Annotated in this window: 16 protein-coding genes and 1 riboswitch; of the genes, 5 read left to right on the top strand and 11 right to left on the bottom strand. The window is 67.7% G+C overall.

Annotated elements, in window-relative coordinates:
• Nucleotides 1–204: 204 nt before the first annotated feature.
• Nucleotides 205–1,023 (bottom strand): DUF1206 domain-containing protein, encoded by an 819-nt coding sequence (locus tag IEW19_RS12715; protein WP_188572051.1) that lies wholly within the window; start codon nucleotides 1,021–1,023, stop codon nucleotides 205–207.
• Nucleotides 1,024–1,294: 271 nt separating this feature from the next.
• Here IEW19_RS12715 and IEW19_RS12710 point away from each other — a divergent pair, with 271 nt between their 5' ends.
• Nucleotides 1,295–2,875, top strand: a complete 1,581-nt coding sequence (locus IEW19_RS12710) for a fimbrial protein (RefSeq protein WP_188571996.1) — start codon at nucleotides 1,295–1,297, stop codon at nucleotides 2,873–2,875.
• A 4-nt stretch (nucleotides 2,876–2,879) separates the two neighbouring features.
• Nucleotides 2,880–3,326, top strand: coding sequence for a hypothetical protein (locus tag IEW19_RS12705; RefSeq protein ID WP_188571995.1), 447 nt, complete (start codon nucleotides 2,880–2,882; stop codon nucleotides 3,324–3,326).
• A 32-nt stretch (nucleotides 3,327–3,358) separates the two neighbouring features.
• Here the strand turns inward: IEW19_RS12705 and trmB are convergent, their stop codons facing one another.
• Nucleotides 3,359–4,282, bottom strand: a complete 924-nt coding sequence (trmB, locus tag IEW19_RS12700; RefSeq protein ID WP_188571994.1) for a tRNA (guanosine(46)-N7)-methyltransferase TrmB — start codon at nucleotides 4,280–4,282, stop codon at nucleotides 3,359–3,361.
• Between the two features lie 89 nt (nucleotides 4,283–4,371).
• A complete protein-coding gene (locus IEW19_RS12695; RefSeq protein ID WP_188571993.1) occupies nucleotides 4,372–4,779 on the bottom strand; it encodes a hypothetical protein in 408 nt (135 codons plus the stop codon).
• Between the two features lie 165 nt (nucleotides 4,780–4,944).
• Here IEW19_RS12695 and IEW19_RS12690 point away from each other — a divergent pair, with 165 nt between their 5' ends.
• Both IEW19_RS12690 and IEW19_RS12685 read left to right on the top strand, forming a co-directional pair.
• Nucleotides 4,945–6,291 carry an MFS transporter gene (locus IEW19_RS12690; RefSeq protein WP_188571992.1) on the top strand — a complete coding sequence of 449 codons (1,347 nt, stop codon included), beginning with the start codon at nucleotides 4,945–4,947 and terminating at the stop codon, nucleotides 6,289–6,291.
• Between the two features lie 8 nt (nucleotides 6,292–6,299).
• A complete protein-coding gene (locus IEW19_RS12685; protein ID WP_188571991.1) occupies nucleotides 6,300–7,724 on the top strand; it encodes an MFS transporter in 1,425 nt (474 codons plus the stop codon).
• Here IEW19_RS12685 and IEW19_RS12680 read toward each other — a convergent pair.
• The gene (locus IEW19_RS12680) at nucleotides 7,721–8,497 is read right to left on the bottom strand and encodes an SAM-dependent methyltransferase (RefSeq protein ID WP_188571990.1); all 777 of its coding nucleotides are present in this window, start codon (nucleotides 8,495–8,497) and stop codon (nucleotides 7,721–7,723) included. The two genes, IEW19_RS12685 and IEW19_RS12680, sit on opposite strands and share 4 nt — an antisense overlap.
• Before the next feature lie 317 nt (nucleotides 8,498–8,814).
• On the opposite strand from IEW19_RS12680, the gene IEW19_RS12675 reads away from it, so the two are divergent.
• A complete protein-coding gene (locus IEW19_RS12675) occupies nucleotides 8,815–10,719 on the top strand; it encodes a DEAD/DEAH box helicase (RefSeq protein ID WP_188571989.1) in 1,905 nt (634 codons plus the stop codon).
• A 103-nt stretch (nucleotides 10,720–10,822) separates the two neighbouring features.
• Here the strand turns inward: IEW19_RS12675 and IEW19_RS12670 are convergent, their stop codons facing one another.
• The 7 genes from IEW19_RS12670 to IEW19_RS12640 form a co-directional block, all read right to left on the bottom strand.
• Entirely contained in the window at nucleotides 10,823–11,473 is a 651-nt protein-coding gene (locus IEW19_RS12670; protein WP_188571988.1) for an MBL fold metallo-hydrolase, read from the bottom strand.
• A 3-nt stretch (nucleotides 11,474–11,476) separates the two neighbouring features.
• Nucleotides 11,477–11,794, bottom strand: a complete 318-nt coding sequence (locus tag IEW19_RS12665; RefSeq protein ID WP_188571987.1) for a putative quinol monooxygenase — start codon at nucleotides 11,792–11,794, stop codon at nucleotides 11,477–11,479.
• Nucleotides 11,795–11,844: 50 nt separating this feature from the next.
• A complete protein-coding gene (locus IEW19_RS12660) occupies nucleotides 11,845–12,858 on the bottom strand; it encodes an aldo/keto reductase (protein ID WP_188571986.1) in 1,014 nt (337 codons plus the stop codon).
• A 37-nt stretch (nucleotides 12,859–12,895) separates the two neighbouring features.
• A complete protein-coding gene (locus IEW19_RS12655; RefSeq protein WP_188571985.1) occupies nucleotides 12,896–13,522 on the bottom strand; it encodes a nucleoside/nucleotide kinase family protein in 627 nt (208 codons plus the stop codon).
• 38 nt (nucleotides 13,523–13,560) lie between these two features.
• Nucleotides 13,561–13,941, bottom strand: a complete 381-nt coding sequence (locus tag IEW19_RS12650) for a DMT family transporter (protein ID WP_188572050.1) — start codon at nucleotides 13,939–13,941, stop codon at nucleotides 13,561–13,563.
• Complete coding sequence (locus IEW19_RS12645) at nucleotides 13,941–14,264, bottom strand: DMT family transporter (protein ID WP_188571984.1); 324 nt, start codon at nucleotides 14,262–14,264, stop codon at nucleotides 13,941–13,943. Before IEW19_RS12645 ends, IEW19_RS12650 begins: the two co-directional genes overlap by 1 nt.
• A gap of 10 nt (nucleotides 14,265–14,274) precedes the next feature.
• Nucleotides 14,275–14,340, bottom strand: a riboswitch (guanidine-III (ykkC-III) riboswitch).
• Nucleotides 14,341–14,409: 69 nt separating this feature from the next.
• Nucleotides 14,410–14,979 (bottom strand): HutD/Ves family protein, encoded by a 570-nt coding sequence (locus tag IEW19_RS12640; protein WP_188571983.1) that lies wholly within the window; start codon nucleotides 14,977–14,979, stop codon nucleotides 14,410–14,412.
• Nucleotides 14,980–15,061 lie beyond the last annotated feature (82 nt).

Here is a 15,061-nt window from a genome sequence, read left to right as displayed (position 1 = left end):
TAACTGGCGGTGAGCTGCGTGTACATGCCGGCGGCGTGGTGCCCCGGTGCAGACCAACTCATAAGGTTATAGGGCCTTGGCGGGAGCGTGACGGTGACCCAGCCCGACCGATCCACCGTTCGAGCTCGTAGCCCAGCACCAGGCTGCCGATCCGTTCCATGAGTACATGGGGCATGCCTTCACCTAATCGTGCTGGTGAGGGGCTTACTTGGTCATTTTGGCCAGCCGCGCCCGCATGATCATGTACGCGCCATAGCAGACCAGCCCGGCTCCCACTGCGGCCAGGAGCAAGGGGCCCAGCGGCTGGTCGCGGAGGGCCCGCAGGCCGCCGTCCAGGCCCGTGGAATCTTCCGGATGCTCCTTGATCGTGGCGACGGCGATGAGCAGCCCGGCCAGCAGCAGTACAGTTCCCTTGGCCAGGTAGCCCGCCACTCCCAGGGCTGTCACCGCTGTCCTGGCTGGGCCGGGGGCAGGCATCCGCAGCTGCTTCTCGAACGATTTCTTCGGTCCGCGGATGCCGTAGACGACGCCCGTGACCGCGACTGCCACGCCGATCAGGACGAGCAGCGCCACCCCGCCCGGGGCCTGCATCATGGCTATGGTGAAGTCGCTTGTGGCTTTCCGGTTGTCTCCGCCCGTCCCGGTGCCCATGGCGAAGTGCCACAAGGTGAGGGCAAGAACGGCGTAAACGATCGCCTGCAGGGTGGCCTTGGCCTTGTTCTTGACCTTTGTCTTGGTGGCCTGGTGGTTGAAGTCGAAGATCGCATCGCCCGCCTGCCAGAGCGATAATGCGGCGCAGGCCGCGAAGCTGCCCCACAGCAGGAATGGACCCACAGGCATGGTGGCCAGTTCGGCCACCGCGCCACTGAAATCCGCATTGCCCGTGCCGCCCACCGCCAGCCGGATGGAGCTGGCACCCAGCAGCAGGTGCAGGATGCCGCTGGCCACGAACCCGGACCGGGCCAAGACCTCGAGGATGCGCGAATTCGTGACGTCCTCGGCCTTGTCAACGACCTGTTTCAGTTCTTCTTTGATCGTCTTTCCTTTGGACGGGAGCGGTAGTGCGCTGGTGTTCGTGCCCTGCTTACAAGGCAATCGTGCCACGCCGGGCGGCCCCCGGACAGTTGGCCCGGCGTTCGTCCCGCGTTGGCCCCGTGTTGGTTTTGGGGAACAGGCCGGCTGGCTCCCCGGCAACCCGTTGATGGGGAGGGATCCCCATCGCCGCGCTCCATAACCCTGCGCAACCATAAGGACCAGCGTTCGACACGTACCGCACTCTTTTCCGGGGGAAACCATGACTTTTTACGGCGCAGACATCAGCCAGTTGCGGGCGCTGGCCAAGGCGGCGGACCAGGCAGCGTCCCTGCTGAGCAGCCGGGCCGGGTCACTGCAGAGCCAGATCCAGTCCGCGCCGTGGAAGGGCAGGGACGGTGAACGCTTCCGCCAGGAGTGGAGCGCCAGCCACCGGCCCAGCCTGGACAAAGTCGTGGCCAGCCTTCGGGAAAACTCCAAAATCCTGATGAAGAACGCCGACGAGCAGGAGAAAGCTTCCACCCAGGGAAGCGGCGGCTCCGGCGGCAGCACCTGGGACCGGATCAGGTCTATGGCGGAGCAGGCCAAGGAATGGTTCCAGGAAAAGGCCGAAGCCGCCAGGGCGCTCGCAGAACACCACCGGGAACTGGAGTCGGGGCTGGACCGGATGCTCAACGCCAGCCCCGAAGAGCAGGCGAAGTGGTGGGCCGGGCTCTCTGACGCCGACCGCAGATACCTGATCGAGGGTAAAGGCAGCAATGGTCCCTTAGCCAAGGACCTCATGCGCATGGACGGCGGCATCCCTGCAGCCGCGCAGCAGCTGGCCAAGCAGCACCTCCACGAACTGGCCAAGGCGGACATCCCCGTCTACTCGGAAACAGGCAAGGCATCCATCGAAGCCAGGGTGGCCTGGGTCCACGGCGGTGCCGAGGTGGGGACCGAAGTGGTGGAGAACGCCGACGGCTCCGCCACCATGAAGGTATACGGAAACATGGGCCTTGGCGTCAATGACACCACCGGCACGGCCGGTGCCACGCTGACCGGAGAGGTCTCCCGCGAGTACACGTTCGCCACTGTGGAGGAAGCCATGGCCGCCCGCGAACAGATGTACCGCGACCTTCCGCCGGACAGCATCGGTGAGATCAGGGACGTGGCCGGCAACCCGCCCGAATACATCCTGGACACGATCAACGATGCGGCGAAGGACAACGGGTCCACGGGACAGACCGACAAAGCCAAGGGAACGTTCTCGCTTGACGCCTCGGGCGAGTCCGGCACGGCGTCCGGCGGGGCGAAGCTCGACCTTTCCTACGAGCGGAACCTGACGGACGGCACCTCCACAGCCAGTGGCGAGGTTTCCGCCAACGGCCAGCTCAAGCTGGACGGCCGCGTGTTCGAGGCCTCCGGCAAGGGAGGGCTGCAGGTCAACATGGACACGAACAACAACATCGATTCCGTTTCCGTCTCCATGGACGGGACCGTGGCCCAGGGCATCACCTCCGGCGTGAAGACAGAGGCGGCGAAGTTCGACTCCACCGTGACGGCCGGAACCCAGGGCACCGTCAAGATCGACGTGGATTACTCCCCGGAGAACCGCCCGATCATCGACAGCTACCTGCATAACGTGGCGCTGGGAAACGACACCGGCGCCGCCCGGGATGCCGCCAGGCTGTACGAAGCAGGCTCGGCCACCGTCCAGGTGAACTCGGTGGTGACAGCCAAGAATGAGGCAGGCTTTGACGTCAAGGTGGGTGAAGTGGAGGTCAAGACCGAGAACCAGTCCACCACCAACGTGTCCACGTACTATAAAGTCCCCAACGACACCAAGCTCGAGAGGCTCTGAAACCATGTCAGTGCACATCGAATCCCCGCTGGGCTTCACCGCAGACTTTCCCGAGCACACCCAGGTCCTGCACGACTCCACGGCCGGGCCCAACAGCGAACAGTACGCCCTGCTGGGCGGTGTCCTGGTCACCGTGATCAAGGACGACACCTCCGTCCAGGATGCGCCGCAGGCCAACGGCTGGGCGCACCTGATGTCGGGCTTCTACCTTGAGGACCGCGGCGGCACCCTCCTGGCGGAGGGCGAGCTGCACCTGCCCGGCAAGTCCGCGTACGCGGTGGTGGTGGGATATGACGACGACGGCGGTCCGGCCAAGGTGGCAGCCACGGTGGGCGTTTGGGAAAGCGAGCGGTTCATCGGTGTCGTGGTCATCTGGCCCTACCTGAACCCCGAAGCGGAACCACGGCTGGACATGCTTAGGGAGATCGGTGCCGCCATCAGCGTTGGCTGAGGGTTTCCCGAACGCCCGTGCCCGGCGCACCTTTACCGGCGGCGGTAGCAGAGATCGAAAATGAGCCGGCCGGCCTCGTGGGCTTTCGCCTCGAAGCTGGTCGGGATCCTTCCTTCGAACCGGGGCGCCCAGCCCCCGGTTTCGTCCACGCCTTCGTTGGGACCGGTGTGTCCGGTGCTCACGGGTGCGCGTCCTTCCCGGACCGGTGCCCCGCCCACCACCGATTCGACGCCGGACTGCCACACCTGGGTCAGCGGGCTTTCGGGTCCGCGGCGCTCGCCGGTGTGCAGGTTTTCGAAGTCTGCTGAGCCGGCCACGACATCCCGGACATGGATGGCGTAGTTGGACCAGTCGGTGGCGATCCGGAACAGGCCGCCGGGTTTCAAAGCCTTTGCCGCCAGGCCGGCGAACTCGGGCTGGATCAGGCGGCGCTTGTGATGCCGCGACTTGTGCCAGGGGTCAGGGAAAAAGACCCACAGCTCACTGACTGAACCCCCGGGCAGCATGGTGGCCAGTACCTCCGGGGCGTTTGCCTCCACCACGCGGACGTTGTCCAGGCCCCGGCTGTTGATCTTGATGATCGTGTTGGCCAGCCCGGGTGTATACACCTCCACCGCCAGGAAGTTCGTGTCCGGGTTTTGTTCAGCCGCATGGCAGATGGCATCGCCAAGGCCAGACCCGATCTCGACGATGAGCGGGGCCTCGCGGCCGAACTCTGCCGCGGCGTCGAAGGTGTAGTCCGGGTGGACCGAGGTGTTGGCCACGTGCCGTGGAACGTCGACCGCCCACCGCTCGGCGTGTTCAGCCCAGGCCGCCTGCCGCCGGCCCTGCAGCCTGGTGCCGCGGCGCACGAAGCTGACCGGGCGGCCGCCGTAGGTGCCGAAGGAGGCCTGGGTTCCGGGCGTGACAGGCCGCGGGACATGCGGCTGCTGGGGGTTTTCAGGGGATTCGTTCATCCCTTCCAGAATAGCGCCGCGGGAACAATGCCGGCGGGCGCAATGGACGGGCTGAATTGAGCAGCGGCCTCCCTCCAGGAAAATGCAGGTCAGTGCATCATCAGCATGAGGCCTATCGAGAGCAGGAGTCCGATCACAAACACCACGCCCGACACACACAGCGAGGCGGTCGCCATGCCCTTGGCAAACCCTTGCTGTTTCGCGTCTCGAATCACCGTGATGGCTAAACCGGTGGAGATGGACCCGAGGATCATGGGCAGGCTCCAAAGAACCAATGGCGCTACCCACGGGAGCTTTGACGGACCGTTGTAGGGAAAGGTCAGCAGCAGCGCGAAGGCGGCGAGGGATTGTGTGATCACCAGACTCAGGGGTGCAAGGAGGGCCAGGACAAGACTTGCGATAGCTTTCCCGGGGCCTGGCGTGGCGGCTGCCGGTCCTTGAAGGAAGGGGCCTTTTGCATCAACCGGGACGGTTTCCCGTGAGTCCATGGTGATCATCTACTTCCGGCAGTCAGTTTGTTTACCCGTGGGCAAGTATCGGTGGGGCAGGGGTTTGGGCACCCCGGCTGCTTTCCTCAAGCTACGGATCTGCAACGGGGTGCCGGAAGGCAGGAGTTGCCGTATGTGGAAAACCTGGCTGCGCTCTCCTGCAAGAATGGGCGGATGACTGACGCAACGAACGCCGAGGCGGGGAAGCAGCGGCGAAGGACTGCCTTAGGGGAAGTCCAGGGCCCGACCAGGAGGGGCAGCAGCCTGGCGGAGCTCAGCAACCTGGTTGATGCCGAAATCGATGAGCTCCCGGCCCCTGGACCCACCCGTGTGGGCAGCCGGCGTGCCCTGGCCTACCTCGGTGTATGCCTGGTCCTGATCGGCATGAATCTGCGCAGCGTCTTTTCCAGCCTCTCCGCCGTCCTGCCGGAGGTCACCTCCCAGGCGGGGCTGCCCGGCTGGTCCGTGGTGGTGCTGACCACCGTTCCCGTGACACTGCTGGGTGTTTTCGCGCCTCTCGCCCCCGTGCTTGCGCGCCGGTTCGGTGCGGAGCGGGTACTGCTGGGGGCCATGGCTTTGCTGACTGCGGGGCTGCTGCTCAGGCCCGTGGACGCCGGAGCAGCCCTGGGCGGTGCGGGCCACCTGCCTGCCCTCCTGGTTGGCACGGCAGCCTGCGGCGCGGCGATCGCACTGTGCAACGTGCTGCTCCCGGGCCTGGTGAAGCGCGACTTCCCGCAACGGCTTGGCCTCATGGGTGGCCTCTACACCACCGCCATCTGTGCCTCCGCCGCGCTCGGAGCCGGCTTCACCTACCCGGTCTACACGGCCACGGGGGAGTGGACCAAGGCGCTGTGGATCTGGGCGGTGCCCGCCGCCGTCGTACTTCTCTTGTTCCTTCCTGTGGCCGTGCGGCAGGAGACTGTCCGGCACCGTGTGGTCAGGGACGGCGTGAACGTGTGGCGCTCACCCGTTGCCTGGCAGGTGACCATCTTCATGGTGCTGCAGGCCATGATGTCCTTCAGTGGTTTCGCCTGGCTGGCGCCCATCCTCCGCGAGCGCGGCGTCGACGGGGCCACGGCGGGGCTGATCGTCGCCGTCTGCATCGTGCTGCAGATGCTGGGTTCACTGTTCGCCCCGGCCCTGGCCGCAAGGTTCCGGGACCAGCGCGCCATCAACATGGTGGTGGCACTGATGACCGGCGCGGGATTCGTGCTGAGCATCCTGGGCCCGCTGGACCTGATCTGGGTATGGGCCGGGCTGCTGGGGTTGGGGCAGGGGAGCCTTACCGCCGCGGCGCTGACGCTGATCATGCTCCGCACCCGCGACGGGCATACCGCCGCCCATCTGTCCGGCATGATGCAGGGCGTGGGCTACGGCGTGGGCTCCACGGGGACGCTCATGGTGGGGCAGCTGCACCAGGCCACCGGGTCCTTTGTTCCCGCCGGCGTCCTGTTCATGGTGGTGGGCCTGCTCGCGGCTGTCTTTGGCTACCGGTCCGGCCGGAACCGGTTCGTGGATTAGGAGACGCCGTGCGGGACTCCACCCTCCCGGCCGCCCGACCAGCCACCGGGCTCTTCCGGCCCCCGTACCTTTGGGTAACCGTCGGCACCTGTGCCCTGGTGTTCCTGTCGGCTTTCGAATCCCTTGCCGTGACCACCATCATGCCCCTGGTCAGCCGGGAGCTGAACGGCGGAAGCCTGTATGCCCTGGCTTTTGCAGGCCCTCTCGCCACCGGTGTGATCGGCATGGTGGGGGCGGGCAACTGGTCCGACCGGCGCGGGCCGGCAATGCCGTTGTATGCCTCTGTGGCCCTCTTCGTGCTGGGCCTGCTGATCGCGGGCACCTCTACCGCCATGCCGATGCTCGTCGGCGGACGCCTGGTGCAGGGGCTCGGCGGCGGCGCCCTTACCGTGGCCCTTTACGTGCTGGTGGCACGGTTCTTTCCAGGCCCGCTGCACCCTCGGATCTTCGCCGCGTTTTCGGCCGCCTGGGTGGTCCCTTCGCTTGTGGGGCCGTTCGCCGCCGGTCTGGTGGCCCAGGTCTTCAGCTGGCACTGGGTGTTCCTGGGCGTGGTGGGCCTTGTCGTTCCCGCGCTGGCCATGATCGTGCCGGTGCTGCGCGACCTGGACGGGCCCGGGAAGGCAAGCGAGCCGCGGGAGGCGAGTGAGCCGCAAGAAAGCACCCCGCCCTGGGCCCTGGGCCGACTGGGATGGGCGGCGCTGGCCGCGCTGGCGGTGCTGGGGCTCAATCTCTCGGCGGACGTCAGCATCCCCGCCTTTCCCGCCGCCACGGTACTCCTGGCGCTGGCCGCCGTCGTCCTTGCCATGGTGGCGGTCCGGCCGCTGGTGCCCGCCGGCACCCTCGCAGGCCGGCGCGGGCTGCCGAGCGTGATCCTGGCGCGCGGGCTCGCTTCGGCGGCGTTCTTCGGCGCGGAGGTCTACCTGCCCTATCTCCTGATTGACCAGTACTCGTTCCCGCCCACCCTGGCCGGCCTGACGCTCACTGGGGGAGCGCTGGCCTGGGCCGGTGCCGCGGCGGTCCAGGGCCGGCTGGGCTCGCGGCTGCCCCACCGAAGTGCCGTTCAGGCAGGGTCGCTGATGGTCCTGGCTGCCGTGCTCCTGGCCCTGGTCACCACGGCGCTGCACTGGCCTGCCGCCGTCGCCATCGCCGGCTGGGTCCTGGCAGGCGGCGGGATGGGCCTGCTCTACCCTCGCCTGAGCGTGATGACCCTGGCGCTGTCCGCCAAGGAGGACGAAGGCTTCCACAGCTCCGCCATGTCCATTTCCGACTCCCTCGGCGGAGCCCTTTCGCTGGCCACCACAGGGATTGTGTTCGCAGCATTTACGACGGCGGTCCAGTCCTTCGTGGGCGTCTTCGCCTTCACTGCGGCCATCGGTGTGGCCGCGGCCCTGGTGGCGCCCCGGGTGACCACGCGGGAGCGCGACCGGAGCTAGGGCAGGCGGGTGGCGCGCATGACGACGTCGGCGATCACCGCTTCCTGTCCCTCCGGCCCGGTCACCTGGCGCTCCCGGCTGGTGAGGACCTCCAGCTGCCACTCCGGACGGTCATTGGCGTCCACCCGGTCCAGCCCGAGCTCCTGGACCAGCTGGTCGCCGGTGTAGAACATGTCCCGGTGATGGTGGTGGTCGGCGCCCCAGGGCGGCAGCCGGTCCGGGTGGTGGCCCACCACCAGCAAGGTTCCGCCGGGCCTGACGGCTGAGGCCGCGGTGCGCAGCGGGATCCGCCAGTCGAGTTCCTGGGAATGCAGGAGCTGAGACGTCACCAGGTCGTAGGAAGCGTCCGGCTGCCACTGCGTAAGGTCGGCCAGTTGCCAGGTGATCCGGCTGCCGATGTCCCCGTCCGGCGGGTTCACGCTCTCCCGCGCCAGTTCCGCCAGCTCGTGGGAGCGGGCCCGTTCCAGGGCCACGGCGGAAACGTCGACGGCGGTTACGGACCAGCCTTGCTGCGCCAGCCAGATGGCGTCGGCGCCTTCGCCGCAGCCCAGTTCCAGCGCTTGTCCCGGCCGCAGGCCACCGGCCTCGCGGACAAGCTGCGGGTTCGGTTTCCCACTCCAGAGCCGCGCTTTGGTGCGGTACCGCTCGTCCCAGGCCGCTGCGGCATCTATGCCGCCGCCATCCGCTTCCGGCGAGCCGCCGCCGTCGTGCGCGCGGCGCTGGTGCGCTTCGTGTTGGTGCGGCTCCTGGTACTGCCCCGGGTGTTCGCTCATGCCACAACACTGCCCCGCCGTGCCGCCGAAGGCAACGCCGGGGACGGGTGCCGCGCGCCGGGATGCTAGACTGGAGGAACTTGATGTGCAGTGATGCCGCCTGCTCCTGATTTGGAGATCCTTTCCAGGGAGTGGGCTTTCTTCATGTGAGAGGCACATCCTGCGTCGATGAACGCGTTCCATTTGGTCCCGGCCGGCTGTCCTTATTTACAGCGCCCGGTTGATCACCTGACTTTTCTTCGGCGAAACCCCTGGTCCAACCGGCATCGGGGGCCGATATCCGCCCGGATACCGCCAGAAAGACCGTAAAAAACTACATGACTACTTTTGCTGCCCTCGGTACTCCCAAGGCCCTTGCAGACACCCTTTCCGCGCAGGGAATCGTTGAACCGTTTCCCATCCAGGTGAAGACCCTTCCGGACACGCTGTCCGGTCGTGACGTCCTGGGCCGCGGCCGGACCGGATCCGGTAAAACCATTGCTTTCGCCATCCCGCTTGTAGCAAGACTCGCTGAGCGGGAAGCCAAGTACTTCCGCAAGCCCGGCCGCCCCATGGGCCTGGTCCTGGCGCCCACCCGTGAGCTGGCCACGCAGATCAACGCCACCATCGAGCCGCTGGCCAAGGCCGCAGGCCTGAACACCACCGTGATCTACGGCGGCATCTCCCAGGCCCGCCAGGAGAAGGCGCTGCGCGCCGGCGTCGACATCGTCATCGCCTGCCCCGGCCGCCTGGAGGACCTGATCCGCCAGCGCATCCTCACCCTCGAGGCCGTGGAGATCACTGTCCTGGACGAGGCAGACCACATGGCCGACCTCGGCTTCCTGCCCGTGGTCAAGAAGCTTATGGACATGACCCCCAGCCAGGGCCAGCGCCTGCTCTTCTCCGCCACCCTGGACAACGGTGTGGACAAGATCGTCCAGCGCTACCTGTCCAACCCGCTCACCCACTCGGTGGACGACCCGCAGGCAGCCGTGACCACCATGGAACACCACGTGCTGGTGGTCAACGACCAGACCGTCAAGAAGCAGCTGATCGTGGAGCTCGCCTCCGGCGCCGGCCGCCGTGTCCTGTTCATGCGGACCAAGCACCACGCCCGCAAGCTGGCCAAGACCCTGACCGACGCCGGCATCCCCGCTGTCGACCTGCACGGCAACCTGTCGCAGAATGCCCGTGACCGCAACCTGGCGGAGTTCTCCAACGGCGACGTCCGGGTCCTGGTGGCCACCGACGTCGCCGCCCGCGGTGTGCACGTTGACGACGTCGAACTGGTCATCCACGTGGACCCGCCCACCGAGCACAAGGCGTACCTGCACCGCTCCGGCCGCACCGCGCGTGCCGGTTCCGACGGCACCGTGGTCACCCTGACCCTGCCCGAGCAGCAGACCGACGTGAAGAAGCTGATGAAGGCCGCAGGCGTGGACGTCAACTTCGAGCGCGTTACCGCCAGCTCGCAGATCGTGGCTGACCTGGTGGGCGAAATCGCCGACAAGGTTGACCCCCGCACCCGGGCCGCACTGCTGGCAGCCAAGGCCCCCAAGCAGGGTGGCGGCACCTCCACCGGTGCCAACGCCGAGCGCAAGCGGGCACGGCGCCAGGCTGCGCCGTCCGCCGGTGGTCGTGGCGGACGCGGCGGACGTGGCAAGGTTTCGGCCGAGCCCGCCCGCAGCGACGCTCCCCGTGCAGAGCGCCGCGCAGCAGCCTTCGAGGGCCGGACCGAAGCCCGCGCCGCCTTCGACCGCAACGCAGAGCAGAACGAGGACCGCGCTGTTGCAGCTGCGGCCGCCCGCCGCAATGCCCGCGGCCGCGGCGCCGCCTCGACCCACCGCAACGACGTCCCCGCAGCAGGTGGCCGCTCATCGGCCGGCCGCGGTTCCGACGGCCGTGCCGCAGAGGGCCGGGGCGATTCCCGGATCACCCGCAGCGATGCCCCGCGCGGCGGCTCCGGCCGCCCGGCCTCAGGCGGACGCCCGGCGTCCGGCGGTGGCCAGCGCAGCGGCCGCCCGGCAACCGGCCAGCGGGCAGCAGCAGGCACCTCCGGCCAGCGTTCATCAGGTGCAACCGGCGGCAACAAGGCTGTCTGGTCCTCCAACACCGGCGGAACTTCCGGTGGCTCCTACGGTTCGGGCAGCGGCGGTTCCGGCAACGGCGGTTCAGGCCGTCCCGCCCGCAGCGGCCCCCGCCGCGCGTCCGCTCCCGCGTCGAACGAACGCCGCAGCCGCTAGTCCCCGCCGGCGGGGCCCCGCCTAACTAATCCATCGAGTGCTCCGTAACCGCCCTTTAGAAGGTCCATAAGGGCAGTTACGGAGCACTCGATGCGTTTGTGGGTTACCAGCCGCGGGCGCGCCACTCCTCAAGGTGCGGCCGCTCGGCACCCAGGGTGGTGGGCTTGCCATGCCCGGGATGCACGACGGCGGTGTCCGGGTAGGTGCCGAACAGCCGCTCCGTGACGTCGGACAAGAGCTGGGCGAACCTTTCCGGGTCCTTCTGCGTGTTGCCCACCCCGCCCGGGAACAGCGAGTCGCCGGAGAAGATATGGGCAGGCCCCTCCGGGTCCTGGTACACAAACGCGATGGACCCGGGGGTGTGTCCCCGCAGGTGCACGGCAGCGAGCTCAAAGCCGTCCACGGCTACCTTGTCCCCGTGCCCAAGCCGCCGGTCCACGGGAACCGGCAACGCATCGGCGTCGTCCTCTCCCGCCGCTGTCCGGGCACCGGTAGCCTCCACCAGGTCCTTCAGCGCGCGCACGTGGTCCCAGTGCTGGTGCGTGGTGGCGATCAGCGCCAGCCGCGTCGCGGCAGCAGTGTCCGCAGCTCCGTCCGCAAGCAACTGCCGGATGGCCGAAAAGTCATCCGCGGCGTCAATCAGCAGCTGCGCTCCGCTCTCCTTGGCCGTCAGCAGGTACACGTTGTTGTCCATTTCGCTGACGGAAATGCTGCGGATGGTGAGGGCCGGCAGGTCGTACAGAAGTGAGTCCATGGCTTAGCCCTGGGATGGCTGCAGGTTCAGCGGCAGGGTGGTCGAGTAAACCTGTTTGGACGGCGGAGCGGCCAGGACTTCATGCAGCCCGCTTTTCCCCTCCGGAGTCCTCCGCCAGGCGGCGTAGTCGTCATGGTCCTGCGTGGTGGCCCACGTTTCCACCACCAGGATGTGGCACGGGTCGGCGTCGTCCACCAGCGCTTCGATGCCCTGGTTGCCGGGCCAGGCACGGGTGGCGGCGAGGGTTTCAGAAAGGTATTTGGCGGCGTCTTCCCGGTGGGCGGGATCGATCTGGACTTCAAAGTGGACGATGGCAGTCATGGGTCTCCTTAGGGTCGGGGTGTACGGCGGATTGGCTTTGGGAAATGCGCTTATTCGCGCCCTTCGGACACCCACGTGGGGTCCGCGGAACGGGAGCCGACGACGGCGTCCGACGCTGCGTCCAGGGCCTCCAGGTGCGCCGGGGTGAGGTCCAGGGCCAGGGCGCCCAGGTTTTCGTCGATGCGCGCGGCTTTGCGGGTGCCGGGGATAGGGACCACCGGCAGGCCCAGCCGCTTGCCTTGGGCGACCAGCCAGGCCAGGGCAACCTGTGCCGGTGTGGCGCCCAGCTGGTCCGCCACGGACCGGACGGCGTCCACCACAGCCTGGTTGGCACTTGCGGCATCCGGGGCGAAACGGGGGATGTTCCGCCGGAAGTCCTTGGCTCCCAGGCTTGAGGTGTCGACCGTTCCGGTGAGGAAGCCGCGGCCCAGCGGGGAATAGGGGACGAAGCCCACGCCCAGGCCGGCCGCGGCGGGAACAACGTTGCGTTCCACGTCCCGGCTCCAGATGGACCATTCGCTCTGGACCGCGGCGATCGGGTGGACCGCTGCCGCGTCCTGCAGTTCCTGGGCCGTCACCTCGGACAGGCCCAGGTGCTTGACCTTGCCCTGCTGGACCAGCTCCGCCATGGCGCCGACGGTTTCCTCGATGGGGACGCGGACGTCGCGGCGGTGCATGTAGTAGAGGTCGATGACGTCGGTGCCCAGCCGCTGCAGGCTCCGCTCCACGGCCTGGCGTACATAGGCCGCATCACCGCGAATGTCCGTGTAGCCGTCAGTCGGCGTGCCCACCAGCGCGAACTTGGTGGCCAGCTGGACCTCGGGCCGCCGGTCCTTGAGCAGCTGCGAAATCAGCTCCTCGTTGCTGCCCCCGCCGTAGATGTCGGCCGTGTCAATGAAGCTGACACCGGCATCCACGGCGTGGTGCAGTGTCTGCAGGGCCTCCGCGGGGTCCACCTCGCCGTACACAGGGGTGAGGGCCATGCCGCCGAATCCGAGGGGGCTGACGGCCAGGCCGTCGCCAAGCTGGACGGTGCCGCCGGGGTTGGTGGGTGCGTTTGCCATGGTTCTCCTGTTCGTTCCTGCTCTTGAAAATCGTCGTTTACAGCCAGGGGATGATGCGGTCCGCCGCCGGGCGGGTGGCCTGGATCAGGCGGGCATTGGCCTCGTCGGGTCCGTTGGCCCAGGCCACCGCGGCTTCGCGGTCCATCCCGAACGAGATGTGCCGGTCCACGAGCCGCTGCAGCCGGAGCGCGGGCGGGGTTTCCAGGAACCACACCTCGTCCAGCTGCGTCCGGACCTCTTTCCACGGCTCCTGCCCCGCCAGCAGGTAGTTGCCCTCCGTGATGACCAGCGGAACGTCGGCTGGGACGGCGATGGAGGCCGCTACCGGCTCATCCAGGGTGCGGCGGAACTCGGGCGCGTACACCACTGCCTCGTCCCGGCGCGCCAGGCGGCGCAGCAGCGAAAGGTAGCCGCCGGCGTCGAACGTATCAATCGCGCCTTTGCGTTGCCGGAGCGGGGTTCCCCCGATGACCGCGTTGCCCAGGTGGAAGCCATCCATGGGGACCACAACCGAGGTCCCCGGGCTGAACTGCTCCTGCAGCCAGGCCGCAAAGGTGGACTTGCCGGACCCCGGCGCTCCGGCGATACCCAGGATAGTCCGCGCTCCGGGCACCATCCTGCGCCGCAGCGCGTCCACGGCCTGGGTGATCTCGGGGGAGTCCATGGCAAAAGCCTAGAGGTATAAGCCGCGGACTGTGCGCGTCAGCCACGGGGCACGCCCGTCGGTGCGCTGTCACTGGGGACCCTGTCCTTGGCCGGCAACGCCTTCAGGCCCGCGGCGCAGCCAACGATCCCCGCGATGAACAGCAGCTTCAGTACGCTGAAGGGTTCCGTGCCGGTGGCCATTGCCCAGCCAACGGTCAGCGCAGCGCCGATGCCCACCCAGATGGCGTATGCGGTGCCCAGCGGAATGCTCCGGATTGCCATGCCCAGGCCCAGCATGCTCAGGGCCGCCGTCACGGCGAAGACAACGGTGGGCAGGGGCTCGCTGAAACCGTCCGACAGGCCCAGGGCCGTGGCCCAGACTGCCTCCAGGACCGCCGAGGCCAGGAGCACCAGCCACGGAAGTGAACGCTGCATCATCACGCCACCACTTTCAGGCCAACCACGCACGCGGCGATGCCGGACAGCAGCAGCAGGCGGGCCGCCGTCGGGCGTTCCACCTTGGTGGCCATCGCGTAGGCGGAGGTCAGGACGACGCCCACTCCCACCCACACCGCGTAGGCGGTGCCCGTGGGAATGGACTGCATGGCGACGGCAAGGCCGCCGGTGCTGGCGGCAACGGCCACGAGGAACAGTGCGGCGGGGGCGAGGCGCCGGCGTCCGGAAACCTGGAAGGTACGGTGCAGGGCGGCTGCCCAGACGGCCTCCAGCGCGCCGGAAAGTATGAGGATTAACCACGACATGACCAGATCCTTTGGCCAGTCTTGTCGCGTGCCGGGTACTGAACCGTCGTCCGGAGGCCCGTGTTCGGAGCCTTGGATTCCAGCGTAGCAACTCACGACGGCGGGCGGCCACCAGTGGTGCCCAACCTCACCACCGCACCGGTACTTACGCCGAAGGTTCCTGCGGATCGATGGATACCACGGCCAGGAAACCGCGGCCCAGGACCTCGGGAGAATTGGTGTCGGACCCCACCACGGCGTCGTAGCGGCCCAGTTCGAGCGGCTCTGCGCTGCCCACGCTGACCTTCGCCTGTCCCTGCAGCAGCACCCCAAGCTGCCCCTCAAACACGGGGTGGGCGCGTTTTTTGGAGAGCTCAATGATGGACGTGTGCCCCTTGAACGCTCCCGAGCGGGTTATGACATTCAGGTTCCGGATGTCCCCGGTGGGCAGCTTCGCCGTGGTGGCCGTGCCGCCGTCGAACCTGAAGGGACGGTACTTCTCCAGGGGCTGCTCTGCACTGTCCAGGGTGAGCAGCAGCAGTTCCCCCTCAATGACGGTCAGGACGCGCTCCATGCCCGGGAAAGGCGAGAAGTCACCCGCCTTGGTGACGTCTGCGATGCTCACCCGCCAGTCCCAGCCGCCGTCCGCCGATCCCTGGCGTGCGATTTCCCTGGTCACCCCGCCGCCGTTGCGCCATGGTTCAGCCGTGAGCTCTGCGAAGCGGATGATCTGCATCAGCCCAGCCTAGTTCCCCGCAGCAGCCGGCATCGCAGTTGGGTCCCGTCCCTGCTACTCTCCTCCGGGGGGTCAACACGAA

It is taken from the genome of Arthrobacter liuii, assembly GCF_014639275.1.
GTDB classification, from domain to species: Bacteria; Actinomycetota; Actinomycetes; order Actinomycetales; family Micrococcaceae; genus Arthrobacter; species Arthrobacter liuii.
This window is presented reverse-complemented; position numbering and strand designations above follow the sequence as displayed.